We start from the raw sequence: 22,901 nt of genomic DNA, 5'->3' as shown, positions 1-22,901 counted from the left end.
CGGCGGTAGCGTGGCGCGATGAGCCACCCCACCCCCGCGTACGACCCCCGGTTCGGTGAGCAGGGTGGCCTGCTCACCTACAGCGACTACCTCCGACTGACCGACCTGCTCGCCGCGCAGGTGCCGGAGTCCGACCCGGCCTCCCACGACGAGCTGCTCTTCATCACCATCCACCAGGTCTACGAGCTCTGGTTCAAGCTGCTGCTGTCCGAGCTGACCGACGCCCGGGACCGGCTGCTGGCCGGCGAGACCTACCTGCCCCGGATCCGGCTGGAGCGCTGCCACGTGGTGGAGCGGGTGCTGATCGGCCAGGTCGACGTGATCGACACGATGACCCCGCAGGACTTCCTGGTCTTCCGCACCAAGCTCGCCCCGGCGTCCGGCTTCCAGTCGGTGCAGTTCCGGGAGATCGAGTTCCTCTCCGGCCTGAAGGACCCGGACTTCCTGCGCCGGTTCCGGGGGCTGGCCGCCCCGGAGCGGGAGCGGCTGGAGCGCCGGTTGGCCGAGCCGAGCCTCTGGGACGGTTTCCTGGCCGTGCTCGACCGGGCCGGCTTCGACGTGGCCACGGCGGAGGCGCGCTTCGCCGCGTACGCCGCCATCGCGGCGGACCGGGAGCGGTTCGGCGCACTGTGGGACCTCGCCGAGGCGCTGGTCGCCCACGACCAGGCGTTCTCGCTGTGGCGGGCCCGGCACGTGCTGATGGCCGAACGGCAGATCGGCACCAAACCGGGCACCGGCGGCTCGGCCGGCGGCGCGTACCTGCGCTCCCGGGTGGAGACCCGGTTCTACCCGGAGCTGTGGGAGTTGCGCAGCCGGCTGTAAGACATCGACAACTCCGGCAGGGACTGTCTCGCGCCGACAGTGCACATAGGAACCCCTACCGGGTGGCGAAACCGTGAAATCCTGGACGGAGGGTCGGCAAAGTGGCAGCGTGAGGGGCATGGCGGATTCCGGAGTCAACCCCACGGCGGCGGCCCTGCTCGGGCTGCTCCACGAGGGCCCCATGACAGGTGGCCAGTTGATGGCCGCCGCCGAGCGCCGGCTGGCGCCGTACTGGTCGATGACCCGCAGCCAGGTCTACCGCGAGTTGCCGGTGCTGGCCGAGCGCGGGCTCGTCCGGATGGGCAAGCCCGGCCCGCGCATGAGCCAGCCGTACGCGATCACGGCAGCCGGAAAACGGACGTTCTCCCGCTGGCTCGCGGAGGATCCCGGCCGGGACACCATCCGCAACCCGATAGCGCTGCGTATCGCCTTCGGCGACCTGCACTCGCCCAGCCAGCTCAAGAACCTCCAGGCGGCGGCGAACGAGTACCACACCGAGGCCCTCGCCCGGGTCCGGGAGCAGGTCAAGAACGCCAAGAAGGAGGGCGAGACGTACGACGCCAGCGCGCTGGAGTTCGCCGTGGCGTACCACAAGGCCGCCCTGTCGTGGCTCAAGAGCGCCCCCGTCGGGTGACCGCCGGCCGACCCGCCCGCCCCCAACCGCGGGGCCCGCACGCCGATCCCGCCCCCGCGCGGTGCCGAATTGGCGCGCGACTGCGGGGCTCGCAAGCTCACTCCTCGCTCGCGCGGTGCCGAATTGGCGCGCGACTGCGGGGCTCGCAAGCTCACTCCTCGCTCGCGCAGTACGCTTGTCAGTCGTGACCGCTGCCGATTACGCCGAACAGCTCAAGGAACTCGACGCCACCCTGCGCAACATCGAGTCGGTGCTCGACATCGACCGGCTCCGCGCGGACAAGGCCCGCCTGGAGCAGGAGGCGTCCGCCCCCGACCTCTGGGACGACCAGGCCCGGGCCCAGCAGGTCACCTCGCAGCTGTCGTACGTCAACGGCGAGATCGGCAAGCTCTCCAGCCTCCGCTCCCGGCTCGACGACGCCGGGGTGCTGCTGGAGCTGTCCGAGGCGGAGTCCGACCCGAGCGTGCTGACCGAGGTCGAGTCCGAGATCACCGGGCTGACCAAGGCCATCCAGGAGATGGAGGTCCGCACCCTGCTCTCCGGCGAGTACGACTCCCGGGAGGCGCTGGTCGCCATCCGGGCCGGTGCCGGTGGCGTGGACGCCGCGGACTTCGCCGAGATGCTGCTGCGGATGTACCTGCGCTGGGCGGAGCGGCACGGCTACCCGACCGAGGTCTACGAGACCTCGTACGCCGAGGAGGCGGGCCTGAAGTCGGCCACCTTCGCGGTCAAGGTCCCCTACGCCTACGGCACGCTCAGCGTCGAGTCGGGCACCCACCGGCTGGTCCGGATCAGCCCGTTCGACAACCAGGGCCGGCGGCAGACCAGCTTCGCCGGCGTCGAGGTGCTGCCGGTGGTGGAGCAGACCGACCACATCGACATCCCCGAGAACGAGATGCGGATCGACGTCTACCGCTCCTCCGGCCCGGGCGGGCAGAGCGTGAACACCACCGACTCGGCGGTGCGGATCACCCACATCCCGACCGGCATCGTGGTCACCTGCCAGAACGAGAAGTCCCAGTTGCAGAACAAGGCCTCCGCGCTGCGGGTGCTCCAGGCCCGGCTGCTGGAGCGCAAGCGGCAGGAGGAGCAGGCCAAGCTCCAGGGCCTGAAGACGGACGCGGCCGGCTCGTGGGGCGACCAGATGCGGTCGTACGTCCTGCACCCGTATCAGATGGTGAAGGATCTCCGAACCGAGCAGGAGACCGGCAATCCGTCGTCGGTCTTCGACGGCGATCTGGACGACTTCATCGAGGCCGGTATCCGGTGGCGTAAGCAGCAGCAGCTCGCCGGCGACAGTGCGTGATCGGTCGCGGGCGGAGCGCTTCGTCGATCTTCCCGATACGCCCTAGATTGATGACTCGCCTCGCAACCGCGGGGCGTGGGGCTTGGCTCTCTGGTTACACCGCGTAGACTCACCACCCGTGATTCAGCTTGAGCAAGTGACGAAGACGTACCCGAAGGCGTCCCGGCCTTCGCTCGACAACGTGTCCGTCTCGATCGAGAAGGGCGAGTTCGTCTTCTTCATCGGTCCATCCGGCTCCGGCAAGTCCACCATCATCAAGTTGCTGCTGCACGAGGTCACCCCGAACAAGGGCCGGGTCATCGTGAACAGCAAGGACGTCACCTCGATGCGGTCCTGGAAGCGACCCCACTTCCGCCGCTCGATCGGCTGCGTCTTCCAGGACTTCCGGCTGCTGCCGAACCGCACCGCCTACGAGAACGTGGCGTTCGCTCTCGAGGTGATCGGCAAGACCAAGGCGGTCGCCCGCCGGGTGGTGCCGGAGGTGCTGGAGCTGGTCGGGCTCGGTGGCAAGGAGCACCGCTACCCGCACGAGCTCTCCGGTGGTGAGCAGCAGCGGGTCGCCGTCGCCCGGGCGTTCGTGAACCGGCCGCTGATCCTGCTGGCGGACGAGCCCACCGGAAACCTGGACCCGGACACCTCGATCGAGATCATGCGCCTGCTGGACCGGATCAACCGCACCGGCACGACCGTCGTGATGGTCACGCACGACTCCAACATCGTGAACCAGATGCGCCGCCGGGTCATCGAGATCGAGAGCGGCCGCATCGTGCGCGACCAGGCCCGCGGCGTCTACGGGTGAGCCGACCGACCACCCTCAGCCGTACGACCTGACGACGAACACCTCACGCCGGAGAGCCGGAGGAATTCCCGATGCGGATGAAGTACGTCCTGTCCGAGGTACTGGTCGGACTGTGGCGCAACGTCACCATGACGATCGCCATGATCATCACCATGGCGGTGTCGCTGTTCATGCTCGGCGCCAGCGGCCTGCTGTACCAGAAGGTCGGCGACATGAAGGACCTCTACTACGAGAACGTCGAGGTCTCGATCTTCCTGGACCAGGAGGTCACCCCGGAGCAGCGGGACGCGCTGGACGCGAAGCTGAAGAGCGACCCCCTGGTGAAGGAGGCGTTCTACGTCAACAAGGACGAGGCGTACAAGCGCTTCCAGGAGATGTTCCAGGACGCTCCCGACCTGCTCAGCGCCGTCAAGGCCGACAGCCTTCCCGAGTCGTTCCGGCTCAAGCTGAACAACCCGGAGCAGTACAAGAACATCTACGACCAGTACAAGGACGCCGAGGGGGTCGACGAGATCGTCGACCAGAGCCGCCTGCTGGACAAGGTCTTCGGGGTACTCACCGGGATCCAGAACTTCGCGCTGGCGATCGCTGTCGTGATGGCCGTCGCCGCGCTGCTCCTGGTCGCCAACACCATCCAGGTGGCCGCCTACAGCAAGCGGCGTGAGGTCGCGGTCATGAAGCTGGTCGGTGCCTCCAACTGGTTCATCCAGGCACCGTTCGTGCTGGAGGCCGTGGTCGCCGGCCTGATCGGCTCGATCTTCGGCCTGGTCGCGCTGGCCGCGCTGAAGTTCGCCGCCGGCGGCGGCTCGCTGGCCGCGCTGGAGGGCCTGATCACCCCGATCTCGTGGGGCGACATCGCCCTGATGTTCCCGCTGATGGCCGGCGTCGGCGGCGTCGTCAGCGCGGTCACCGCCTGGGTCACGCTCCGCTTCTACCTGCGGGTCTAGTTACCGTACGGCTCTCCGAGGGCCCTCCCGCGCCGGAATAAACGGCGCGGGAGGGCCCTTGTGGTTCGGGTAGCATGATCTCCGCCCCGCGGCCGGCCGGACCGGTCACGGGTCACCTGGAAAGGGGGTGGCGCCGATGCCACGGGAAAAGGGACGCAAGGTCGTCGCCTCCAACAAGAAGGCCCGGCACGACTACTCGATCCTCGACACCTACGAGGCGGGCATGGCGCTGACCGGCACCGAGGTCAAGTCGCTGCGGGCCGGGCGGGCGTCGCTGGTCGACGCGTTCGCCCAGGAGCGCAACGGCGAGCTCTACCTGCACGGGATGCACATCCCGGAGTACACCCAGGGCACCTGGACCAACCACGAGCCCCGGCGTACCCGCAAGCTGCTGCTCAACCGGCTGGAGATCGACCGGCTGATCGGCAAGACCCGCGAGGGCGGCCTGACCATGGTGCCGTTGCAGGTCTACTTCTCCGACGGCTGGGCCAAGGTGGAGATCGCTCTGGCCAAGGGCAAGAAGTCGTACGACAAGCGGCAGGACCTCGCCAGGCGGGACGCGGACCGGGAGATCGCCCGGGCCGTCGGCCGGCGCGGCAAGGGCATGGGTGAGTGATCTGTACCCGTTCGTCCGGGTCGGCGTGCCGGCCCGGCCTCGGGATGAATCCGGTTGCGGCAGGCGTTAGTCTTGATGGTGCCGCCGACAGGGGCGGCCCTTCGAGGGGGTGACTGGTTTCGACTTCGTACGTTGCGGCAGGGGAAGCGAGCCGAGGAAGCCGACGTCGTCTCGTGAATCGTTCGTCGGAAAACAATAAGCGCCAAGCAGAATCGCGCTGACTTCGCTCTCGCCGCCTGAGGCGAGTAGCAAGTCTGTCGGCCTGGGAGTGCCTTCGACCCAGTTAGCCGGCATCAGCTAGGAGGCTGGCCAATCGGACCCGGTCGCGGGGTCCGTGCGGCGAGATCAATCAGCGACTGGGCCCGTCACACCGACTCGCTCGCGTGATCGGAGGGGCCGAGTAGAGGCACAGCGAGCTGCGCTCGGAGAAGCCCTGACAAGGCGGCGAAGGACCCGGGTTCGATTCCCGGCACCTCCACCACCTGACCTGTGCGCCCCGGTCCACCGGACCGGGGCGCACAGTCGTCTCCGGCTCCGTCCTCGGGTGTTCCCAGTGGGGCCGCTGTGACCTGCGGGAACAGCGGGGCCGCCGGGGCGGATGAGGCGACCCCGCACCCTGGACACCGGCCCCCGCCGGGTCCACCATCGCTGTACGCGGTCAGACGCAGCGCGGGGAGGTGCCCCATGGTCACCGGTCCGATCCAGCAACCGTCAACCGTCTTCGAGGCGGTCCGCCCGCATGTCGCCCACCGGGCCGGTCTGGCCGCCGACGTCCACGCCCTGGCCTGTGCGCTGGCCGGCCCGCCCGCGGAGCCCCGGTTCCGGGAACTCGTGGCGCTGCGGCTGGCTCCGGTACGGCAGGGCTTCGCCGAGCACGTCCAGCTCACCGAGGGGCCGAGCGGCCTGTACGCCGAACTGCTCGCGCACGCTCCGCGGCTGTACCGGGGCGTCCGCCTGCTGACCCGCGAGCACGACCTCATCGCGGCCGCCCTCGCCGGCCTCCAGGAGGCCGCCGAGCTGCCCGGGATGCCGGTCGACGCCCTGCTGGACCGGGCCGCGCTCCTGCTGCGGGCGCTGGCCCGGCACCGGCGACGCGGCGCCGACCTGCTCTGGCAGGCGTACCAGACCGATCTCGGCGGGGAGACCTGACCGACGCCGGCGGCCGGCTGAGCCGGGCCGGCCGGGGGGATGGCGGGAACCGGGCCGGGCGGGGCCGCGTCGAACCGGTATGCGTCGATCAGTCGCCCTGCTGGGGCTGCCCCTGATGGTGATGCTCGCCGGCTGCGCCGCGGCCGAACCCGGCGGGCCGGCCGCGCCGGACCACCGGCGGGAGGCCTTCGCGCAGCGGGCCACCGAGGTCGCCGAGGCGTGGCGACCCGGCCCGGCGTGGCGCACCGGATACCTGCCGCTGCAGGAGCCGACCGTGCTGCTCGGCGATCCCGGTTTCACCCCGGACACCGAGGCGGCCTTCCGGGCGGGCTGGTACCGGGACCAGCTCGACCTGCCGACCACCCGTCCGGCGGACGGCACCATCCGGTTCCCGGACGGCACGCTCACCGTCCCGCTGATCGGCGCGGCGGAGGCGTACCGGCAGCTCGACCAGGGGGACCCGCCGCCGTGTCCGGGGCGGCCGACCGGGCCGGCGCGGCCGAAGTCCGGGCCGACCGTCGAACCCGGCCCGGACGGCCCGGTCAGCAGCAGCCCGCAGACCGCGTGCGTCCCGCTGACCGTCACCGAGGTGAAGCTCGGCACCGCCCCGGTGCGGACCAGCCGGGGCGAGGCGCAGGTGCCGGCCTGGGTGTTCACCGTGGCGGAGCTGACCGCGCCGGTGGCCCGGGTGGCCGTCGCCGCGGACGCGACCGGCGCGCTGCCGGAGCCGACCGCCCCGGCCCGGCCCGCGGCGGAGGGGATGGTCGGCGCGCAGGACATCCAGTCGGTCGACGGCGCCACTGTCACCTACCGGCTCGGCGTGGGTGCGTGCGACACCGGCATCACCCCACTCGTGCAGGAGCGCGACGACGTGGTGGTGGTCGGCGGCAGCGTGGTCCCCGCCGAGGGGGTCTGCACCGCCATGCTCAAGCTCGAACCGGTCACCGTGACGCTGGCCGCGCCGCTGGGCGCCCGCCCGGTGCTCGACGTGCTCTCCGGCGCTCCGCTGCGACTCACCGCGAACTGACGCGTCAGATGATCGCCGGCACGTCGGTGCTGATCGGCACCGGCAGCACGGTCGGCCCGTCCGACCGCAGCCCGGCGGCGAGCGCCTCGCCGAGCTCGTCGGGCGTCCCGACCACCCGCGCGGCACAGCCGTAGCCGCGGGCCAGCGCGGTGACGTCCACCCCGGGCAGGTCCAGCCCGGGCACCCCGGGCGTGTGCTTGAACTCGGCGAACGCCTTGAGGATGGCGTACTGCTGGTTGACCGGGACGACCACCACCAGCGGCAGCCGCAGCCGCGCGGCGGTCCAGAGCGCCTGCACCGAGTAGTGGAACGAGCCGTCGCCGATCACCGCCACCACCGGCCGGTGCCGCCCGGTGTCCCGTTCGGCCAGCGCGACCCCGACCGCCGCCGGCAGGCCGTAGCCGAGGCCGCCGCTGGCCATGGTGAAGTACGACGCCGGCCTGGTGATCCGCAGCCGGCGGCGCAGCGCCGGCAGGTTGGACGGGCTCTCCTGGACCAGGACCCCGTCCGCCGGCCAGTGCCGGGCCAGCGCGGCGAAGAGCGCGTCGGCGCTCGGCGGCTGCTCGTCCGGGGGCGGCGCCGGCTCGGCGCGCGGCGGCGGAGCCGGCCGGTCGGTCGCGGGCAGCAGGTCGCGCAGGGCGGCCAGGGTCAGTCCGGCGTCGCCGAGCAGGCTGTCGCCGACCGGGGCGCGGGCCGCCTCGTCCGGGTCGTCGGTGACGTGCAGCAGCCGGGTGCCCTCGGGCAGGTGGTCGCCCGGCACGTGCGGGTAGTAGCGGAACACCGGGGCGCCGACGACGAGCACGGTGTCCCGCCCACGCAGCTTCTCGGCCAGCGGCCCGATCGCGAACGGGAGCACCCCCTGGTAGTGCGGGTGGTCCTCGGGGAAGCCGGCCCGCTCCGGCGCGGGCGCGGACCAGACCGGCGCGGCCAGCCGCTCGGCCAGCGCCACGGCGGCGGGCCAGCCGCCGGCCCGGTCCACCGCCGCGCCGAGCACCAGACCGGGCGCCCGGCTGTCGGCCAGCACGGCGGCGAACTCCCGCAGCCGCTGCGGATCCGGGGCGTACCGGGTGGCCACCGTGCGCACCGGCGGCGGCGGGCCGGCGGGCTGCGACCAGTCGTCGAGGGGGAGCGAGAGGTAGACCGGCCCGGAGGGTGGTTGCACGGCGGTCGCGTACGCCCGCATCAGCGCCGCCGGGATGTCCTGCGCGCGGACCGGCTCGTGGCTCCACTTCACGTACGGCTGGGGCAGCTCGGTCGCGCGGCGACTGGTCAGCCGCGGCTCGGCCAGCAGCATCTCCCGGTTCTGCTGGCCGGCGGTGACGATCAGCGGGGTGCGGTTGTGCCAGGCGGTGACCAGGTTGCCCATGCCGTTGCCGGTGCCCGGCGCGGTGTGCAGGTTGACGTGCGCCGGCCGGCCGGTGGCCTGGGCGTACCCGTCGGCCATCCCGACCGCGGACGCCTCGTGCAGGGCGAGCACGTAGTGGAAGTCGTCCGGGAAGTCGGTCAGGAACGGCTCCTCGGTGGAGCCGGGATTGCCGAAGACGGTGGTCAGGCCGAGGGCGCGCAGCAGGCCGTACGTGGTGTCGCGGACCGTTGCCATCGCCACCCAATCTATCGGCGCAGACCGGGTGTGTCGGGCGATTCGCCCGCCCGCCGGATCAGGGCAGCGCGAAGGGCAGCTTGATCCCGTCCAGGGCCCGGCCGCAGTCGCAGTCCCGCTCGGTGGGCAGCTCGGCGAGGGCCGCCAGCAGCAGTCCGCGCAGCCGGTCGGTGTTCTCCCCGAAGACCCGGAAGACCTCCTCCTGGGTCACCGCGCCGCCGCCCTCGACGCCCGCGTCCAGGTCGGTGACCAGGGCGATCGACGAGTAGCACAGGGCCAGTTCGCGGGCCAGTACCGCCTCCGGGTGGCCGGTCATGTTGACCACCGTGCCGCCGATCGAGGCGAACCAGCGGGACTCCGCGCGGGTGGAGAAGCGCGGCCCCTCCACCACCACGACCGTCCCGCCGTCCACCGCCGGGACGTCCCGGCCGGCCGCCGCGGCGAGCAGCGTGCGCCGGCCGTTCGGGCAGTACGGGTCGGCGAAGGAGACGTGCACCGCGCCCCGGTCGTAGTAGGTCTGCATCCGGCCGCTGGTCCGGTCGATGAGCTGGTCCGGCACCACGAAGGTGCCCGGCCCGAGATCCGGCCGGAGCCCGCCGACGGCACACGGGGCGAGCACCTGCCGCACCCCGAGCGACCGCAGCGCCCAGAGGTTCGCCCGGTACGGGATCAGGTGCGGCGGATGCCGGTGGTCCCGGCCGTGCCGGGGCAGGAACGCCACCCGGCGGCCGGCCACCTCGGCGATGGTGACCACGTCCGACGGCGGCCCGTACGGCGTCTCCACCTCGTGTTCGGTGGCGCCGTCGAGCAGGGCGTAGAGACCTGATCCGCCGATCACCGCCAGTTCCGCCGTCGGGCCCATCGGTCCTCCCCAATTCCCGTCGATCACGCGCCGGTCAGACCTTAACCAGCGCCCCGGGCGCAGGCTATGGTGCCAGGCATGGCGTTGACAGCGGGGACGGTCCTGGAGTGCCTCGCCCACCCGGCGAGTGACGGGCACCACGTCCGGCCGCACGGCTGACGGGTGTACGGCATGCAGGGAGAGGGACAGGCGATCGGCGGGCGAGCGATGGAGTCGATGACCGGGCGGCTGCTGGTCGCGACTCCGGCGCTCAAGGACCCGAACTTCGACCGTACGGTGGTGCTGCTGGTCGCCCACGAGCCGGGCGGGGCGCTCGGCGTGGTGCTGAACCGGGCCACCGAGGTGCCGGTCGCCGACGTGCTCGGCGACTGGAGCGACCTGGCGCGCCACCCGGCGGTGCTCTTCGAGGGCGGTCCGGTGCAGCCCGACTCGGCGATCTGCCTGGCCCGGATGCGCAACCCGGTACGCCGGCTCAAGGGGTTCCACCAGGTCTCCGGCGCGGTCGGCACGCTGGACCTGTCGGTCGATCCGGAGCGGCTGCGGGAGAGCGTCACCGGCATCCGGGTCTTCGCCGGCTACTCCGGCTGGGGCTCGGGCCAGCTGGAGCAGGAGATCGAGGAGGGCTCCTGGTTCGTGCTGGACGCGCTGCCCGGCGACGCCTTCGTCGACCGCCCGGACGACCTCTGGCCGATGGTGCTGCGCCGGCAGGGCGGCATGATGGCGGCGGTGGCCCACTTCCCGCCGGACGTGGCGCTCAACTGACCGAGCCGGGCCGGTCGGGCGGTGCGGGGGAGGGGACCCCCGCGAGATGACCATGCCGGCGGGCGTGTGTATAGTTCTCCCAGTGCCCGGGCGACCGGGACGCAGCAAGGGGCCGTGGCGCAGCTGGTAGCGCACCACACTGGCAGTGTGGGGGTCAGGGGTTCGAGTCCCCTCGGCTCCACCCGAGCGAAACGCCCTGGTCGGGACAGATCTCCCGGGCCAGGGCGTTTGTCGTTTCCGATCTCTCCGGGGCGCCAGTCGCCACCACGGCCCGGCAGCTCAGAGGTCGGTTTCAGGTCGCGCCTGCCGGGAACGACGGCTGCCATGTCAGAGCCCGCGGAGGAGCGTGCCAAGGAGGCGGTGCGCGACGTCCATCGGGCCGCCACCCGGCATCGGGACGAGGGTCTGCACCGGGCGGCGCTGGAGATCAGCCGCATGGCTCGGGAACTGGGACACGATCCGGGCCCGATCGAGGATTGGCGGCCCTGCCCGGTGTGCGGGGCAGAGCCGGGAGCGAGCTGCATCCAGGTGCCGGGGCACGACATGGTCGGTGGTGCGCACCCGGAGCGCACCAGGGAGTAGGGCGCGGGAGTGGGGCTTCCGCCTCAGGCGAGCCGCGGCTCGTCCGAGCCCGGCAGCGCAGCCGCCGCCTTGGCCGCGCCGCCACCTATGATTGCGCGATGTCGATCACAGCGGGTTCGACCCGGCTGCTGATGGTGGTCTCGGCAGCCGCTTTCGCGGGCGCGGCCTACGCGATCCGGGCCGCGATGGACGGGCCCGTCGAACAGTACTCAGGCGCCGCCTTCTCCGGGGCCATCGTCTACCTGATAGTGATCTTCATCCGGCCGCTGATCTCCCCACTGCGCGCCGCCGGCGCCGCGGTCGCGTACTGCTGGTTCATCGAGTTCGCACAGCTCACCCCCATACCCGCGGCACTCTCCCAACGCGCCTGGCTCGTCCGCCAGCTGCTGGGCGCGCAGTTCGACCTCGTCGATGTCGCCTGGTACCCCGTCGGCGTCGTCCCGCTGGTCGCCGTGCACTGGTTTCTCCGCGCCGGCACACGTTCCCGACCGACCCCGACACCCGCTGGCCCTAGCCCTCTCCCGCGACCGCGGAGGTGAACCCCCGGTTGCGCTCAACCGGATGTTCCCGGCAAGGCGGCTAGCCGGCGCGCGGCGCGTACATGATGACGGCGACGCCGAGCAGGCAGATCGCCGCGCCGACGACGTCGTAGCGGTCGGGGCGGAACTTGTCGACGACCATGCCCCAGGCGAGGGAACCGGCGACGAAGACGCCGCCGTAGGCGGCCAGGATGCGGCCGAAGTTGGGGTCGGGTTGGAACGTCGCGACGAAGCCGTACCCGCCGAGCGCGATGACTCCGGCCGCGATCCACAGCAGTCCCCGGTTTTCCCGCCAGCCCTGCCACACCAGCCAGGCCCCGCCGATTTCGGCGAGCGCGGCGATCACGAACAGCAGGATCGACCGGGCAACCGTCATGCGTCGACCGTACGTCCCCGAGGATTCCCGGCGAACGGCGCCGGCGGCACCCGGCAGGCGGCGGGTTCGGCGGATCCCGCCGCCGGGCGATCCGGCCCGCCCCGCCCGTTAATGGGTGGCGGGAGTCCCGGGCGTCGATCACGCTTCACGGATCATGACGAGCAGTGACCTGTGGGACGAGGACACCGCCGAGCGGTACGACGCCCTCTCGGCCGAGATGTTCGCACCCGACGTGCTGGACCCCGCCGTGGACTTCCTGGCGCGGCTCGCCGGTGACGGCCCCGCCCTGGAGTTCGCCGTCGGTACGGGGCGGGTGGCGATCCCGCTCGCGGCCCGGGGCATCCCGGTGACCGGGATCGAGCTGTCACCGCCGATGGTCGACCGGCTGCGGCGCAAGGTGCCCGAACGGGAGTTGCCGGTCATCGTCGGGGACATGGCCACCACCGCCGTGCCCGGCCGGTTCTCGCTGGTGTACGTGGTGTGGAACAGCATCGGCAACCTGCGCACCCAGGACGAGCAGGTGGAGTGCTTCCGCAACGCCGCCCGGCACCTGGCGCCGGGCGGCCGGTTCGTCGTGGAGCTGTGGGTGCCGGGCATCCGGCGCTTCCCGCCGGGGCAGTCGGCGGTGCCGTTCGAGGTGACCGACCGGCACGTCGGTTTCGACACCTACGACATGGTCACCCAGCAGGGGACCTCGCACCACTACCGGCGGCTGGACGACGGGAGCGTCCGCTACGGCTACAGCAACTTCCGCTACATCTGGCCGTCCGAGTGCGACCTGATGGCCCGGCTGGCCGGGCTGACGCTGGAGCGGCGGGTGGCGGACTGGACCGGGGCGCCGTTCACCTCGGACAGCGAGAGCCACGTCTCGGTCTGGCGCAAGCCGCTCGACGATCAGGGCTAGCTGTCCGACCCTCCGCTGGGGCCACCCGAGGCGGCAGCTGGTCGATCAAGGGCCGGCCCACGGCCAGCCCTTGATCGTTCGCGTGGTCCGAGTTCTGGTGTCACGAGCCGGTCGGCCGCACTCGCCTGGCGTTCGTCCGGTCACGCGGTGGCCGGGCTGATCTCCGCGCGGTTCGTGGCGAGGCGCCGGCGGCGGGTCGGCAGCAGCAACGTCGGGTGGGCGACCCCCCACGCCGCGCCCTTGCAGACCACCTCCTTGTAGCGGGCGGCCAGCTTCCCGCTCAGCAGCGACGGCTTGGCCCGGTCGTCGGCGGTCACGAACTGGATGAGGCCGTCGCGGCGGCCGAGGCTGATGCACTGGTTGACGTAGCGGATCGGGGTCCGCGGGATCTTCCGGCCGGTCAGCCGCGCGGCGATGGCGTCGGCGGCCTGCCAGGCCATCGGGATCCCCGAGGCGCAGGACATCCGCAGCGGCTTGCCACCCGGCCCCTCGGCGAGTGCGGCGTCGCCGACGGCGTACACGTCGGGGTGCGAGACCGAGCGCATCGTGGCGTCCACGACGATCTGTCCGGTCTCGGCCACCTCCAGGGTGCTGGCGGCGGCGATGGGGTGGACGGCGAATCCGGTCGCCCAGACGGTCACCTGGGCCGGGAGCACGCGGGCGTCGCCGGTGACCGCGCCGCCGGCCTCGACCCGCACGACGTCGGTGTGCTCGTGCACGGCGATGCCGAGCCGGTCGAAGACCCCGCGCAGGTACCGCTGGGCCTTCTCGTCGAGCCAGTCGCCGAGGCCGCCGCTGGTCGCCATGGCGACGTCGAGGTCCGGCCGGGCCTCGGCGATCTCGGTGGCCGCCTCGACGCCGGTGAGGCCCCCGCCGACGACCAGCACCGTGCCGCCCGCGGCGAGGCCGGCCAGGCGCTCGCGCAGCCGCTGCGCGGACCGCTTGCCGGCGATGTCGTACGCGTGCTCGGCGACGCCGGGGACGCCGTGGTCGGCGGCGCCGCTGCCCAGGGCGTAGACGAGGGTGTCGTAGGCGATCTCGCCCGCGCCGTGCTCGTCGACCAGCGCGACCGTCCGGCGGTCGGCGTCGACGGCGGTGACCCGGGCCAGCCGCAGCTTGACGCCGGTGCCCGCGTACATGTCGCTCAGCCGGCGGCGCTTGAGGTCCTGCCCGGTCGCGAACTGGTGCATGCGGACCCGCTCGACGAAGTCGTCGTCGGCGTTGACGACGGTGATCTCGGTGTCGTCGGGGTGCAGCCGACGGGCGAGGCGGCCGGCGGCGCTGGCTCCGGTGTATCCGGCGCCGAGGACGACGATGCGGTGCTTCATGGTCCTACTCCTGTCTCGGGAGGTTCGCTACCTGAACCGGGCAGCGACGCGATTCCTGACAGGAGCGGGCTATGACCTGGGTCACCAGCCGACGACGGGCTCCCCGTGCTCGGACGCGGACCACTGCCGCGTGGCGCGTTCCAGCTTGTCGGGGTTGACCTGGTTGCGGATGGCGACGATGCCCGCGGCGGTCACCTCCGGCGACATGATCGCGGCGACCCGGCCGTCGACCACGGCCACCACCGCGGGCACACCGTTGACGACCTCGACGTAGAGGGCGGGGTTGCCGCCCACCATGGCCCGCTTGGCGTCGGTGGGCTTCAACAGGCCGCGCAGGAATCTCGCCACGGCCAGCGCGCCGACGACCGGCGCGGTGCCGGCCGGGACCTTGCCCCCGCCGTCGCCCACGCTCACCGCGTCGTCGGTCAGCAGCTCGACCAGCCGCTCAATCTCGCCGCTGGCGGCCGCGGCGAGGAACTCCTCGACGACCCCGCGCGCGGCGGCCACGTCGATCTCCGCGCGGGCCCGGTTCGCCGCGACGTGCTGCTTGGCGCGCCGGTAGATCTGCTGGCAGTTCGACTCGGTGAGGTCGAGGATCCCGGCGATCTCGCCGTGCGGGTAGCCGAAGGCCTCGCGCAGCACGTACACCGCACGCTCGTTGGGCGAGAGCCGCTCCAGGAGGGTGAGCACCGCCATCGAGACCGACTCGCGCTGCTCCGCGGTGTCGACCGGGCCGAGCATCCGGTCCCCGGCGAGCACCGGCTCGGGTAGCCAAGTGCCCACGTAGGTCTCCCGCCGGGCCCGGGCCGAGGTGAGCTGGTTGAGGCACAGGTTGGTGAGCACCTTCGTCAGCCACGCCTCGGGCGTCTCGACGCGCTCCCGGTCGGCGGCCTGCCAGCGCAGGAACGTGTCCTGGACGGCGTCCTCGGCGTCGCTCGCCGAGCCCAGCAGGCGATAGGCGATCGCCTCCAGACGGGCCCTGGAGTCCTCGAACTGGGCGACCTCGTGAGGACTGAGCGGCATGGCTCCATAGTCAACCACGCGCCGCCCGGGCCGCCCGCCCGCGCGCCTCGAAACCCGAGGGGGGTTCGTCGGACGGGCAACCGGGCGCCGGCGCCGGCGCCCGGTCGGTGGTTCAGCCCTGGCGGCTCTTCCACTGCGGGTTGGCGCGGTTCACGACGACCACCCGGCCACGGCGGCGGACCACCACCGAACCCGGCTTCTGCTTCAGCGCCCGCAGCGAGCTGCGTACCTTCATGTCTGCCTCTTCTCGGTGTCGTCGGGGGTTCCGGTGGTGGGAACGCCCCGGCCGGCACCGGGATTCCCGGCCGGCCCGCGCCGACGACCCAACCGGCGGGGCGGGAGGGCGGGCCGTCGAACCTTTGCCGTCCGGCGCTCGTACCAGTGCGCGGGAGGTCGAAGCCATGACCGTACGTCGCGCCGCCGTCGCCGTGCTGGTCGCTGTCGCGACCGTGCCGGTCACCGCCGCACCCGCCGCCGGGCACGGCGCGCCGACCGACCCGCTCAGCCGTGCGGCGGCCTGCGCCCCCGGGAGCCGGTACGCGGCCACCGCGCCCTGCCGGGCGGCGGTCGAGGCGGGCGCCGCCGTGCGCGAGTGGGACAACGTCCGGGTGGCCGCGGTGAACGGGCGGGACCGGGAGCGGATCGCCGACGGGGAGTTGTGCAGCGGCGGGCTCTCCGCGTACCGGGGGCTGGACCTGGCGCGTGCCGACTGGCCGGCGACCGAGCTGACCGCGGGCGCCACGGTCACCTTCCGCTACCGGACCACCATCCCCCACCGGGGCACCTTCCGGCTCTACCTGACCCGCCCCGACTACGCCCCCACCACCCCGCTGACCTGGGACGACCTGGAGAGGGTGCCGTTCCTGCGGGTGACCGACCCGCCGGTGCGCGACGGGGCGTACCAGCTGCGGGGGCGGCTGCCGGCGGACCGGACCGGTCGCCAGCTGATCTACACGATCTGGCAGAACTCCGACACGCCGGACACCTACTACTCCTGCTCCGACGTCGAGTTCCGCCCGCCGGCCGGCACCGCCGGATTCGGCGGAGCCGCCCCGGACCCCGGCGGAGCCGCCCCGGGCCCCGCCAGCCCGGCCGCGCCGCGTACCGCCGTGGCGGCACCGGCCGGGGCGGAGCCGGCGGCGACCGGGACCGGCGTGGCGGTGGCCTCGGTGCGGGACGGCCACGGCGGCGGCCGGCCGCTGCTGGCCGGCGCCGCCGTGGCGCTCGCGGTGCTGCTGCTCAGCATGGCCGGGACGCGGTGGCGCCGCGCCGACCGGGCCCCGGTCGGCCGGCCCTGCGCGGTACGCAGCCACCGGGCCGACCGGCCCCGCACCTGGTGACGCTCAGCCGAGGTGCCGGTCGATCTCGGCCAGCTCCTCGGCGGTGAAGTCGAGGTTGCCCAGCGCGGCGACGTTCGCCTCCAGCTGCGGCACGCTGCTCGCTCCGATGATCAGGCTGGTCATCCGCGGGTCGCGCAGCGCCCAGGCGAGCGCGAGCTGGGCCAGCGACTGGCCGCGCCGCTCGGCGACCGCGGCGAGCGCCCGGATGGTCGCCATCCGCTGCTCGTCCAGGTCGCTCTCGTTGAGGAAGACGCTGGTGCGTACCCGGGAGTCCGCCGGGATCCCGCCGAGGTAGCGGTCGGTGAGCAGGCCCTGCGCCAGCGGGCTGTACGCGATGCAGCCCGCGCCCACCCGCTCCAGGGTGTCCAGCAGGCCGTCGGACTCGGTCCACCGGTTGAGCATCGAGTAGGCCGGCTGGTTGATCAGCAGCGGCGTGCCCAGGTCGCGCAGGATGGCGGCGGCCCGCTCGGTCTGCTCCGAGGTGTAGTTCGAGACGCCGACGTAGAGAGCCCTGCCGGAGCGGACGATGGCGTCGAGCGCGCCCATCGTCTCCTCCAGCGGGGTGTCCGGGTCGAAGCGGTGCGAGTAGAAGACGTCGACGTAGTCCAGGCCCATCCGGCGCAGCGACTGGTCGAGCGAGGAGATCAGGTACTTGCGGGAGCCCCACTCGCCGTACGGGCCGGGCCACATCAGATAGCCGGCCTTGCTGGAGATGACCAGCTCGTCCCGGTAGGGCGCCAGGTCGGTGGCGAGCAGCCGGCCGAAGTTCTCCTCGGCCGCGCCGGGCGGCGGGCCGTAGTTGTTGGCCAGGTCGAAGTGGGTGATCCCGAGGTCGAAGGCGCGCCGGACGATGTCCCGCTGCCGCTCCAAGGGCCGGTCGGGCCCGAAGTTGTGCCACAGGCCGAGGGAGATGGCGGGCAACCGCAGGCCGCTGCGCCCGCTGCGCCGGTAGGTCATGGTGTCGTAGCGGTCGTCCGCGGCGAGGTAGGTCACGATCATGAGCCTAGTCGCCCGGGTGCGACGCGCCCGGCCGGCGCGGCGCGGAGCGCGTCACCCGGCCGGGAGCCGGGGAGTTGACCAGCACGGGCCGGGCCCTCGACGCCGAGGCCGTCGCCGACATCCGAACGGGGGAATGACCAGATGGACGACATCACCGCGCTGATCCTCGACGACCACGCCGCGTTCCGGCGCGGCTTCGCCCGCCTCGACGACGCCCGCGACGAGCAGGAGCTGCTGGCGATCTGGGAGGCGCTCGCGCTGCATCTGGACATCCACGCCGAGGCCGAGGAGGCGATCCTCTATCCCCACCTGGTCCGGCACGGCGACGACGGCGAGGCCGAGACGGTGGACGCGGTCGGCGACCACAACAAGATCCGCGACGCGATCGCCGAGTCGAAGCTGCACCCGGTCGGCTCGCAGCAGTGGTGGGCGGCGGTCTGGCAGGCCCGGCGGGAGAACAGCGAACACCTCGCCGAGGAGGAGGACGAGGCGCTGCCGGACTTCCGCCGGCACGCCGGCACCGAACTGCGCGCGGAGCTGGGCCGGCGCTGGCTGACCTTCTACGGCGAGCACAAGAACGGCCGCGACTTGCCGTTCCGGGACAAGGACCCGGAGCGCTACGTGCGGGAACACCGCTGACGATCTCCCCGGCACGGGGGAGTCGCCCGGCCGGTTGACGCCGGCAGAATGGGCGGATGACCCCCCGGGCGGCCCTGGCCCCGCTGGTCGCCGGCAGCACCTGGCGACGCGGCGTGTTCCTCCTGCTGGGCGGGGTGCTCGTGCTGCCGTACGTGCTCCTCGCCGTCGTCTTCGCGCAACTGCTCGGCCAGGCCGAGGTGCCCCGGCCGCTGGCGCTCGGGTTGCTGGTGGTGGCGGCGGCGATCGCCGTGGTGCCGGTCTTCCTCGACGGCAGCCGGGCGCTGGAGATCGCCGCGGCCCGGGCGCTGCTCGGCGTCGCGTTGCCGGACCCGACCCCCGGGCACCGGGCCGACCGGGAGACCCGGCTGCGCTCCGCGCTCTGGATCGCCACCCACCTGACCATCGGCGGACTGGTGATGTTCGCGCTGATCAGCGCGCTGCCGATGGCGCTGGCGTTCATCGCCCAGCAGTTCGGGCTGGGCGCCGAGCAGCTCAGCCGGGAGCGGTACGGGCCGCTGGACGGGCGGGACACCGGCTGGCTGACCCTGGCCGGGGTGGTGATGCTGGTGGCGCTCGGCTACGCGGTCGCCGGGCTGGGGGCGCTGGCCGCGTCGATGGCGCCGGTGCTGCTCGGCCCCGCCCCGGCGGAACGGATCGCCGCCCTGGAGGCCCGGGCCACCCGGCTCGCCGAACGCAACCGGCTGGCCCGGGAACTGCACGACTCGGTCGGCCACGCGCTGACCGTGGCCACCCTCCAGGCCGGCGCGGCCCGCGAGGTGCTGGACCGGGATCCGGAGTTCGTCCGGCGGGCGCTCACCGCGATCGAGGAGACCGCCCGGGCCGCGACGGAGGACCTGGACCACGTGCTCGGCCTGCTCCGGGACAGCGAGGCCGGCCGGGCCGGGCCGGCGCCGCAGCGGACGCTCGCCGACCTGGACCGGCTGGTGGCGGACACCCGGGCGGCCGGGCTGGCGGTCGCCGTGCGGTGCGCCGGGGATCCGGCCGAGCTGCCGGCGGTGGTGTCCCGGGAGGGTTACCGGATCGTGCAGGAGGGGCTCACCAACGCCGCCCGGTACGGTCGGGGGCCGGTGACGCTCCGGCTCGACGTCGGCCCCGAGGCGTTGGAGCTGGAGCTGGTGAACGAGCTGGCCGGTGTGGTGCCGGCCGACCCGCGGCGCGGCGGGCGCGGCCTGGACGGGATGCGGGAGCGGGTGCTGCTGCTCGGCGGCCGGCTGACCGCCGGGCCGGACGGGGACCGCTGGCGGATCCGGGTGCGACTGCCGCTGGAGGGAACGCGATGACCGGGGGAACCACCGACGACGCGGTGACCGGGGTGCTGATCGTCGACGACGACGAGCTGGTCCGGATCGGCCTGCGGGCGATCCTGGACGCCCAGCCCGACCTGCGGGTGCTCGCCGAGGCCACCGACGGCGCCGAGGTGCTGCCGCTGGTCGCCCGGCACCGGCCCCGGGTGGTGCTGATGGACGTGCGGATGCCGGGCATCGACGGCATCCAGGCCACCCGGTCGCTGCTCGCCGCGTCCGCCGACCCGCCCCGGGTGCTGGTGGTGACCACCTTCGAGAACGACGAGTACGTCTACGACGCGCTGCGCGCCGGGGCGAGCGGCTTCCTGCTCAAGCGGGCCCGGCCGGCCGAGGTGGTGGAGGCGGTCCGGGTGGTCGCCCGGGGCGACTCGCTGCTCTTCCCGGCCGCGATCCGTCGGCTGGTCGGGGCGTACGGGGGGCGCGGCGGGGACCGGCTGGCGGCGGCCCGGCTCACCGACCGGGAGGCCGAGGTGCTCCGGCTGATGGCGACCGGCCGGTCCAACCCGGAGATCGCCGAGCACCTGGTGGTCGGGGTGGAGACGGTGAAGACCCACGTCGGCAACGTGCTGGCCAAGCTCGGGGTGCGCGACCGCACCCAGGCGGTGATCGCCGCGTACGAGTCGGGGTTCGTCACGCCCACCGGCTGACCGGCTCCCCCCGGCGGGGGAGCGGGTTCACCGACGTACGGGAGGGATCGCGGGGGCCGCCGGCCGAGGCTGGAGCCATGACGACGATCACCGATTCCCGCCACCGAACCACCTCCCGCTGGCCGGGCCGGTTCGCCCCGCTGGCCGCCGGCTGGCTCGGCCTCTGGGGCGTGCTCGCCCTGGTCGCCACCGTCACCGGGGCCGGCTACCCGTTCGGCCCGGACGACCCGGACACCGGCACCAGCCTGCTCCGGCTGGTCCCGGCGAACGTCGGGCCGCCGCTGTTCGCCGCGCTGCTGCTCGGCGCGGCGGTCGCCGCCCTGGCCATGACCGGGCCCGCCGCCCGGGCCTCCCGGCCGCTGCGCACGCTGCTCGCCGGGTACGCCTGGGCGGTCGCCGCGCTGCTGGCCGTGGTGGTGCCCGACGCCCAGGTGCTGATCATGCTCGGATACGCGCCGATGCTGATCCTCGGGGCGCCGTTCGGCTGGCCGCCGGTGGATTACGCGGACATCTTCACCTGGCCGCTGGCCGCCCGGTTCGCCGCCGTCGTCGGTGGGGTGCTGCTGGCCGGCGCGGTGCTCACCTGGCAGCGGCGGACCGCCGGCGCCTGCGCGGGCTGCGGCCGGGGCGGCGCCGGCCGGGACTGGACCACCCCGGCCGCCGCCGCCCGCTGGGGCCGGTGGGCCGCCGGCATCGCCGCCGCGATCCCCTTCGCCTACGCGCTGACCCGGTTCGCCTGGGCCGCCGGCATCCCGCTCGGCATCTCCCGCGAGTTCCTCACCGAGATGCAGGGCAACGGCATGGTCTGGGCCGGGTTCGGGCTGGGCGCCTTCGCCACCGTCGGCGCGGTGCTCACCCTCGGACTGGTGCAACGCTGGGGCGAGCGGTTCCCCGGCTGGGTGCCGGTGCTGGGCGGGCGCCCGGTGCCGGTGAAGCTGGCGGTGGTGCCGGCCACCCTGGTCGCGGTGGCGGTCACCGCGGCCACCCTGGGCCTGGTCGCCAACCCGGACTTCTGGGCGCTGACCGGTGACGGGTTCAACCTGGCTAGCGCGCCGATGCTGCTCTGGCCGGCGTGGGGGCCGGCGCTCGGCGCGGCCGCGTACGCGTACCACCTGCGCCGCCGCGGCGGCTGCCCGCGCTGCGGCCGGGACTGAGGGTGGGAGCGGGGGTACCCGGCAAGGAACGGGCACCCCCGCCCGACCCGAGCTAGCGTGGGCGGGTGACTGCGCCCAACCCGGTAATCCCGGCCCCACCGGCCGACCTGCCCGGCACGCTCGGCGCGCTGCGCGCCGCCGGCCACCGCCACCGCAGCGTCAAGCAGGAACTCCGCGACAACCTCCTGGCCCGGATGCGGGCCGGCGCCGACCGCTTCCCGGGCATCGTCGGCTACGACGACACAGTGCTGCCCGAGGTCGAGCGGGCCCTGCTCGCCGGGCACGACATGGTGCTGCTCGGCGAGCGTGGCCAGGGCAAGACCCGGCTGATCCGCTCGCTGGTGGGCCTGCTCGACGAGTGGACCCCGGTGATCGCCGGCTCGGTGCTCAACGAGCATCCGCTGCACCCGATCACCCCGGCCTCCCGGGCGTTGGTCGCCGAGGCCGGCGACGACCTGCCGGTCGGCTGGCTGCACCGCTCGATGCGTTACGGCGAGAAGCTGGCCACCCCGGACACCAGCGTCGGTGACCTGATCGGCGACGTGGACCCGATCCGGTTGGCCCAGGGGCGCAGCCTCGGTGACCCGGAGACGATCCACTTCGGCCTGGTGCCGCGTACCAACCGGGGCATCTTCGCGGTCAACGAACTGCCCGACCTGGCCGAGCGGATCCAGGTGGCGTTGCTCAACGTGCTGGAGGAGCGGGACATCCAGGTCCGTGGCTACCAGCTGCGGCTGCCGCTGGACCTGTTCCTGGTGGCCAGCGCCAACCCGGAGGACTACACCAACCGGGGCCGGATCATCACCCCGCTCAAGGACCGGTTCGGCGCCGAGGTGCGTACCCACTACCCGGTCGACCTGGAGCTGGAGCTGGCCCTGATCCGGCAGGAGGCCGACCTGGTCGCCGAGGTGCCGGAGCACGTGCTGGAGGTGCTCGCCCGGTTCGCCCGGGCGGTGCGCGAGTCGCCGTCGGTGGACCCGCGCTCCGGGGTCTCCGCCCGGTTCGCCATCGCCGCCGCCGAGACGGTCGCCGCGGCCGCGCTGCGCCGCGCCGGCCTGCTGGCCGCCGCCGACACCCCCGAGGGGGTACGCCCCGAAGCGCCGGTGGCCCGGGTCGGCGACGCGGTGTCGGTGACCTCGACGCTGCGCGGCAAGGTGGAGTTCGAGAGCGGCGAGGAGGGGCGGGAGGTGGAGATCCTCGGCCACCTGCTGCGGACCGCCACCGCCGAGACGTTCCGGGCCCGGTTGGCCGGGCTGGACCTGTCCGGGTTCACCGGGCTGGTCGCCGAGGGCACCGTGATCGAGACCGGTGAGCTGGTCAGCTCGGCCGAGCTGCTGCGCCAGGTGGGCACCGTGCCGGGGCTGGCCAAGGCGCTGGACCGGCTCGGCATGGGCGACGCGCCCACTCCGGAGGAGGCCGCCGCCGGCGTCGAGTTCGTGCTGGAGGGCCTGCACCTGACCCGCCGGCTCGGCAAGGACGTCACCGACTCCGGCCGCACCCGCTACGGCGGCCGGGGCTGAG

Annotated in this window: 25 protein-coding genes, 1 tRNA gene and 1 other RNA gene; 20 read left to right on the top strand and 7 right to left on the bottom strand. The window is 73.4% G+C overall.

Annotated features, from left to right (window positions below):
- The first annotated feature begins 18 nt into the window (after nucleotides 1–18).
- From Q3W71_RS04995 to Q3W71_RS04955, 9 genes are all read left to right on the top strand, one after another.
- Nucleotides 19–822 carry a tryptophan 2,3-dioxygenase gene (locus Q3W71_RS04995; protein WP_302918081.1) on the top strand — a complete coding sequence of 268 codons (804 nt, stop codon included), beginning with the start codon at nucleotides 19–21 and terminating at the stop codon, nucleotides 820–822.
- A 118-nt stretch (nucleotides 823–940) separates the two neighbouring features.
- Nucleotides 941–1,456 carry a PadR family transcriptional regulator gene (locus Q3W71_RS04990; protein WP_302918080.1) on the top strand — a complete coding sequence of 172 codons (516 nt, stop codon included), beginning with the start codon at nucleotides 941–943 and terminating at the stop codon, nucleotides 1,454–1,456.
- A 184-nt stretch (nucleotides 1,457–1,640) separates the two neighbouring features.
- A complete protein-coding gene (gene prfB / locus Q3W71_RS04985) occupies nucleotides 1,641–2,762 on the top strand; it encodes a peptide chain release factor 2 (RefSeq protein ID WP_302918079.1) in 1,122 nt (373 codons plus the stop codon).
- Between the two features lie 118 nt (nucleotides 2,763–2,880).
- A complete protein-coding gene (ftsE, locus tag Q3W71_RS04980) occupies nucleotides 2,881–3,561 on the top strand; it encodes a cell division ATP-binding protein FtsE (RefSeq protein WP_109904753.1) in 681 nt (226 codons plus the stop codon).
- Nucleotides 3,562–3,632: 71 nt separating this feature from the next.
- Entirely contained in the window at nucleotides 3,633–4,508 is an 876-nt protein-coding gene (ftsX, locus tag Q3W71_RS04975) for a permease-like cell division protein FtsX (protein WP_302918078.1), read from the top strand.
- Nucleotides 4,509–4,644: 136 nt separating this feature from the next.
- Nucleotides 4,645–5,124, top strand: a complete 480-nt coding sequence (smpB, locus tag Q3W71_RS04970; protein ID WP_302918077.1) for an SsrA-binding protein SmpB — start codon at nucleotides 4,645–4,647, stop codon at nucleotides 5,122–5,124.
- A 105-nt stretch (nucleotides 5,125–5,229) separates the two neighbouring features.
- Nucleotides 5,230–5,605: a transfer-messenger RNA gene (gene ssrA, locus Q3W71_RS04965) on the top strand.
- Between the two features lie 203 nt (nucleotides 5,606–5,808).
- Nucleotides 5,809–6,273, top strand: a complete 465-nt coding sequence (locus Q3W71_RS04960; protein ID WP_302918076.1) for a hypothetical protein — start codon at nucleotides 5,809–5,811, stop codon at nucleotides 6,271–6,273.
- Between the two features lie 79 nt (nucleotides 6,274–6,352).
- Nucleotides 6,353–7,300 carry a hypothetical protein gene (locus Q3W71_RS04955; RefSeq protein WP_302918075.1) on the top strand — a complete coding sequence of 316 codons (948 nt, stop codon included), beginning with the start codon at nucleotides 6,353–6,355 and terminating at the stop codon, nucleotides 7,298–7,300.
- A gap of 4 nt (nucleotides 7,301–7,304) precedes the next feature.
- On the opposite strand, the gene mdlC is transcribed toward Q3W71_RS04955, so the two are convergent.
- Together mdlC and Q3W71_RS04945 are read right to left on the bottom strand one after the other, a co-directional pair.
- Complete coding sequence (gene mdlC / locus Q3W71_RS04950) at nucleotides 7,305–8,900, bottom strand: benzoylformate decarboxylase (protein ID WP_302918074.1); 1,596 nt, start codon at nucleotides 8,898–8,900, stop codon at nucleotides 7,305–7,307.
- Between the two features lie 58 nt (nucleotides 8,901–8,958).
- A complete protein-coding gene (locus Q3W71_RS04945) occupies nucleotides 8,959–9,762 on the bottom strand; it encodes an S-methyl-5'-thioadenosine phosphorylase (protein ID WP_302918073.1) in 804 nt (267 codons plus the stop codon).
- Nucleotides 9,763–9,933: 171 nt separating this feature from the next.
- Here Q3W71_RS04945 and Q3W71_RS04940 point away from each other — a divergent pair, with 171 nt between their 5' ends.
- The 4 genes from Q3W71_RS04940 (at nucleotide 9,934) to Q3W71_RS04925 (ending at nucleotide 11,645) form a co-directional block, all read left to right on the top strand.
- Nucleotides 9,934–10,524 carry a YqgE/AlgH family protein gene (locus Q3W71_RS04940; RefSeq protein ID WP_302918072.1) on the top strand — a complete coding sequence of 197 codons (591 nt, stop codon included), beginning with the start codon at nucleotides 9,934–9,936 and terminating at the stop codon, nucleotides 10,522–10,524.
- Nucleotides 10,525–10,632: 108 nt separating this feature from the next.
- A tRNA-Ala gene (locus Q3W71_RS04935) sits at nucleotides 10,633–10,705 on the top strand.
- Between the two features lie 143 nt (nucleotides 10,706–10,848).
- Nucleotides 10,849–11,106 (top strand): hypothetical protein, encoded by a 258-nt coding sequence (locus tag Q3W71_RS04930; RefSeq protein ID WP_302918071.1) that lies wholly within the window; start codon nucleotides 10,849–10,851, stop codon nucleotides 11,104–11,106.
- A gap of 98 nt (nucleotides 11,107–11,204) precedes the next feature.
- Nucleotides 11,205–11,645: a DUF2809 domain-containing protein gene (locus tag Q3W71_RS04925; RefSeq protein WP_302918070.1), complete on the top strand. Its 441-nt coding sequence runs from the start codon at nucleotides 11,205–11,207 to the stop codon at nucleotides 11,643–11,645.
- A gap of 40 nt (nucleotides 11,646–11,685) precedes the next feature.
- Here Q3W71_RS04925 and Q3W71_RS04920 read toward each other — a convergent pair whose 3' ends face one another.
- Nucleotides 11,686–12,021: a YnfA family protein gene (locus Q3W71_RS04920; RefSeq protein ID WP_302918069.1), complete on the bottom strand. Its 336-nt coding sequence runs from the start codon at nucleotides 12,019–12,021 to the stop codon at nucleotides 11,686–11,688.
- A 154-nt stretch (nucleotides 12,022–12,175) separates the two neighbouring features.
- Between Q3W71_RS04920 and Q3W71_RS04915 the strand changes: the two genes are divergently transcribed.
- Nucleotides 12,176–12,925: a class I SAM-dependent methyltransferase gene (locus Q3W71_RS04915; RefSeq protein ID WP_302918068.1), complete on the top strand. Its 750-nt coding sequence runs from the start codon at nucleotides 12,176–12,178 to the stop codon at nucleotides 12,923–12,925.
- Between the two features lie 140 nt (nucleotides 12,926–13,065).
- Here the strand turns inward: Q3W71_RS04915 and Q3W71_RS04910 are convergent, their stop codons facing one another.
- The 3 genes from Q3W71_RS04910 to Q3W71_RS04900 form a co-directional block, all read right to left on the bottom strand.
- On the bottom strand, nucleotides 13,066–14,253 hold the full coding sequence (locus tag Q3W71_RS04910; protein ID WP_302918067.1) for an NAD(P)/FAD-dependent oxidoreductase: 1,188 nt from the start codon (nucleotides 14,251–14,253) through the stop codon (nucleotides 13,066–13,068).
- Nucleotides 14,254–14,334: 81 nt separating this feature from the next.
- On the bottom strand, nucleotides 14,335–15,276 hold the full coding sequence (locus Q3W71_RS04905; protein WP_302918066.1) for an RNA polymerase sigma-70 factor: 942 nt from the start codon (nucleotides 15,274–15,276) through the stop codon (nucleotides 14,335–14,337).
- Nucleotides 15,277–15,388: 112 nt separating this feature from the next.
- Nucleotides 15,389–15,511 (bottom strand): 50S ribosomal protein L36, encoded by a 123-nt coding sequence (locus tag Q3W71_RS04900; protein WP_030490864.1) that lies wholly within the window; start codon nucleotides 15,509–15,511, stop codon nucleotides 15,389–15,391.
- 166 nt (nucleotides 15,512–15,677) lie between these two features.
- Here Q3W71_RS04900 and Q3W71_RS04895 point away from each other — a divergent pair, with 166 nt between their 5' ends.
- Nucleotides 15,678–16,616: a lytic polysaccharide monooxygenase gene (locus tag Q3W71_RS04895; protein ID WP_302918065.1), complete on the top strand. Its 939-nt coding sequence runs from the start codon at nucleotides 15,678–15,680 to the stop codon at nucleotides 16,614–16,616.
- 3 nt (nucleotides 16,617–16,619) lie between these two features.
- On the opposite strand, the gene mgrA is transcribed toward Q3W71_RS04895, so the two are convergent.
- Nucleotides 16,620–17,615, bottom strand: coding sequence for an L-glyceraldehyde 3-phosphate reductase (gene mgrA, locus Q3W71_RS04890; RefSeq protein ID WP_302918064.1), 996 nt, complete (start codon nucleotides 17,613–17,615; stop codon nucleotides 16,620–16,622).
- 141 nt (nucleotides 17,616–17,756) lie between these two features.
- Between mgrA and Q3W71_RS04885 the strand changes: the two genes are divergently transcribed.
- From Q3W71_RS04885 to Q3W71_RS04865, 5 genes are all read left to right on the top strand, one after another.
- Entirely contained in the window at nucleotides 17,757–18,254 is a 498-nt protein-coding gene (locus Q3W71_RS04885) for a hemerythrin domain-containing protein (protein ID WP_302918063.1), read from the top strand.
- Between the two features lie 56 nt (nucleotides 18,255–18,310).
- A complete protein-coding gene (locus Q3W71_RS04880; protein ID WP_302918062.1) occupies nucleotides 18,311–19,555 on the top strand; it encodes a sensor histidine kinase in 1,245 nt (414 codons plus the stop codon).
- Nucleotides 19,552–20,226 carry a response regulator transcription factor gene (locus Q3W71_RS04875; RefSeq protein WP_302918061.1) on the top strand — a complete coding sequence of 225 codons (675 nt, stop codon included), beginning with the start codon at nucleotides 19,552–19,554 and terminating at the stop codon, nucleotides 20,224–20,226. The genes Q3W71_RS04880 and Q3W71_RS04875 overlap by 4 nt, the downstream gene beginning before the upstream one ends.
- A gap of 77 nt (nucleotides 20,227–20,303) precedes the next feature.
- Entirely contained in the window at nucleotides 20,304–21,380 is a 1,077-nt protein-coding gene (locus Q3W71_RS04870; RefSeq protein ID WP_302918060.1) for a hypothetical protein, read from the top strand.
- 65 nt (nucleotides 21,381–21,445) lie between these two features.
- Nucleotides 21,446–22,900, top strand: a complete 1,455-nt coding sequence (locus Q3W71_RS04865) for a magnesium chelatase (protein WP_302918059.1) — start codon at nucleotides 21,446–21,448, stop codon at nucleotides 22,898–22,900.
- Nucleotide 22,901 lies beyond the last annotated feature (1 nt).

It is taken from the genome of Micromonospora sp. C28SCA-DRY-2 (assembly GCF_030519475.1).
GTDB lineage: Bacteria > Actinomycetota > Actinomycetes > Mycobacteriales > Micromonosporaceae > Micromonospora.
This window is presented reverse-complemented; position numbering and strand designations above follow the sequence as displayed.

Coding starts and splice junctions, on each gene's coding strand:
- Q3W71_RS04910 (WP_302918067.1), bottom strand. CDS start 14,253: ATGAAGCACCGCATCGTCGTCCTCGGCGCCGGATACACCGGAGCCAGC.
- Q3W71_RS04895 (WP_302918065.1), top strand. CDS start 15,678: ATGACCGTACGTCGCGCCGCCGTCGCCGTGCTGGTCGCTGTCGCGACC.
- Q3W71_RS04905 (WP_302918066.1), bottom strand. CDS start 15,276: ATGCCGCTCAGTCCTCACGAGGTCGCCCAGTTCGAGGACTCCAGGGCC.
- Q3W71_RS04900 (WP_030490864.1), bottom strand. CDS start 15,511: ATGAAGGTACGCAGCTCGCTGCGGGCGCTGAAGCAGAAGCCGGGTTCG.
- smpB (WP_302918077.1), top strand. CDS start 4,645: ATGCCACGGGAAAAGGGACGCAAGGTCGTCGCCTCCAACAAGAAGGCC.
- Q3W71_RS04930 (WP_302918071.1), top strand. CDS start 10,849: ATGTCAGAGCCCGCGGAGGAGCGTGCCAAGGAGGCGGTGCGCGACGTC.
- Q3W71_RS04920 (WP_302918069.1), bottom strand. CDS start 12,021: ATGACGGTTGCCCGGTCGATCCTGCTGTTCGTGATCGCCGCGCTCGCC.
- Q3W71_RS04945 (WP_302918073.1), bottom strand. CDS start 9,762: ATGGGCCCGACGGCGGAACTGGCGGTGATCGGCGGATCAGGTCTCTAC.
- mgrA (WP_302918064.1), bottom strand. CDS start 17,615: ATGATCGTGACCTACCTCGCCGCGGACGACCGCTACGACACCATGACC.
- mdlC (WP_302918074.1), bottom strand. CDS start 8,900: ATGGCAACGGTCCGCGACACCACGTACGGCCTGCTGCGCGCCCTCGGC.
- Q3W71_RS04925 (WP_302918070.1), top strand. CDS start 11,205: ATGTCGATCACAGCGGGTTCGACCCGGCTGCTGATGGTGGTCTCGGCA.
- Q3W71_RS04880 (WP_302918062.1), top strand. CDS start 18,311: ATGACCCCCCGGGCGGCCCTGGCCCCGCTGGTCGCCGGCAGCACCTGG.
- Q3W71_RS04870 (WP_302918060.1), top strand. CDS start 20,304: ATGACGACGATCACCGATTCCCGCCACCGAACCACCTCCCGCTGGCCG.
- Q3W71_RS04955 (WP_302918075.1), top strand. CDS start 6,353: ATGCGTCGATCAGTCGCCCTGCTGGGGCTGCCCCTGATGGTGATGCTC.
- Q3W71_RS04940 (WP_302918072.1), top strand. CDS start 9,934: ATGCAGGGAGAGGGACAGGCGATCGGCGGGCGAGCGATGGAGTCGATG.
- Q3W71_RS04990 (WP_302918080.1), top strand. CDS start 941: ATGGCGGATTCCGGAGTCAACCCCACGGCGGCGGCCCTGCTCGGGCTG.
- Q3W71_RS04960 (WP_302918076.1), top strand. CDS start 5,809: ATGGTCACCGGTCCGATCCAGCAACCGTCAACCGTCTTCGAGGCGGTC.
- ftsX (WP_302918078.1), top strand. CDS start 3,633: ATGCGGATGAAGTACGTCCTGTCCGAGGTACTGGTCGGACTGTGGCGC.
- Q3W71_RS04995 (WP_302918081.1), top strand. CDS start 19: ATGAGCCACCCCACCCCCGCGTACGACCCCCGGTTCGGTGAGCAGGGT.
- Q3W71_RS04915 (WP_302918068.1), top strand. CDS start 12,176: ATGACGAGCAGTGACCTGTGGGACGAGGACACCGCCGAGCGGTACGAC.
- Q3W71_RS04885 (WP_302918063.1), top strand. CDS start 17,757: ATGGACGACATCACCGCGCTGATCCTCGACGACCACGCCGCGTTCCGG.
- Q3W71_RS04875 (WP_302918061.1), top strand. CDS start 19,552: ATGACCGGGGGAACCACCGACGACGCGGTGACCGGGGTGCTGATCGTC.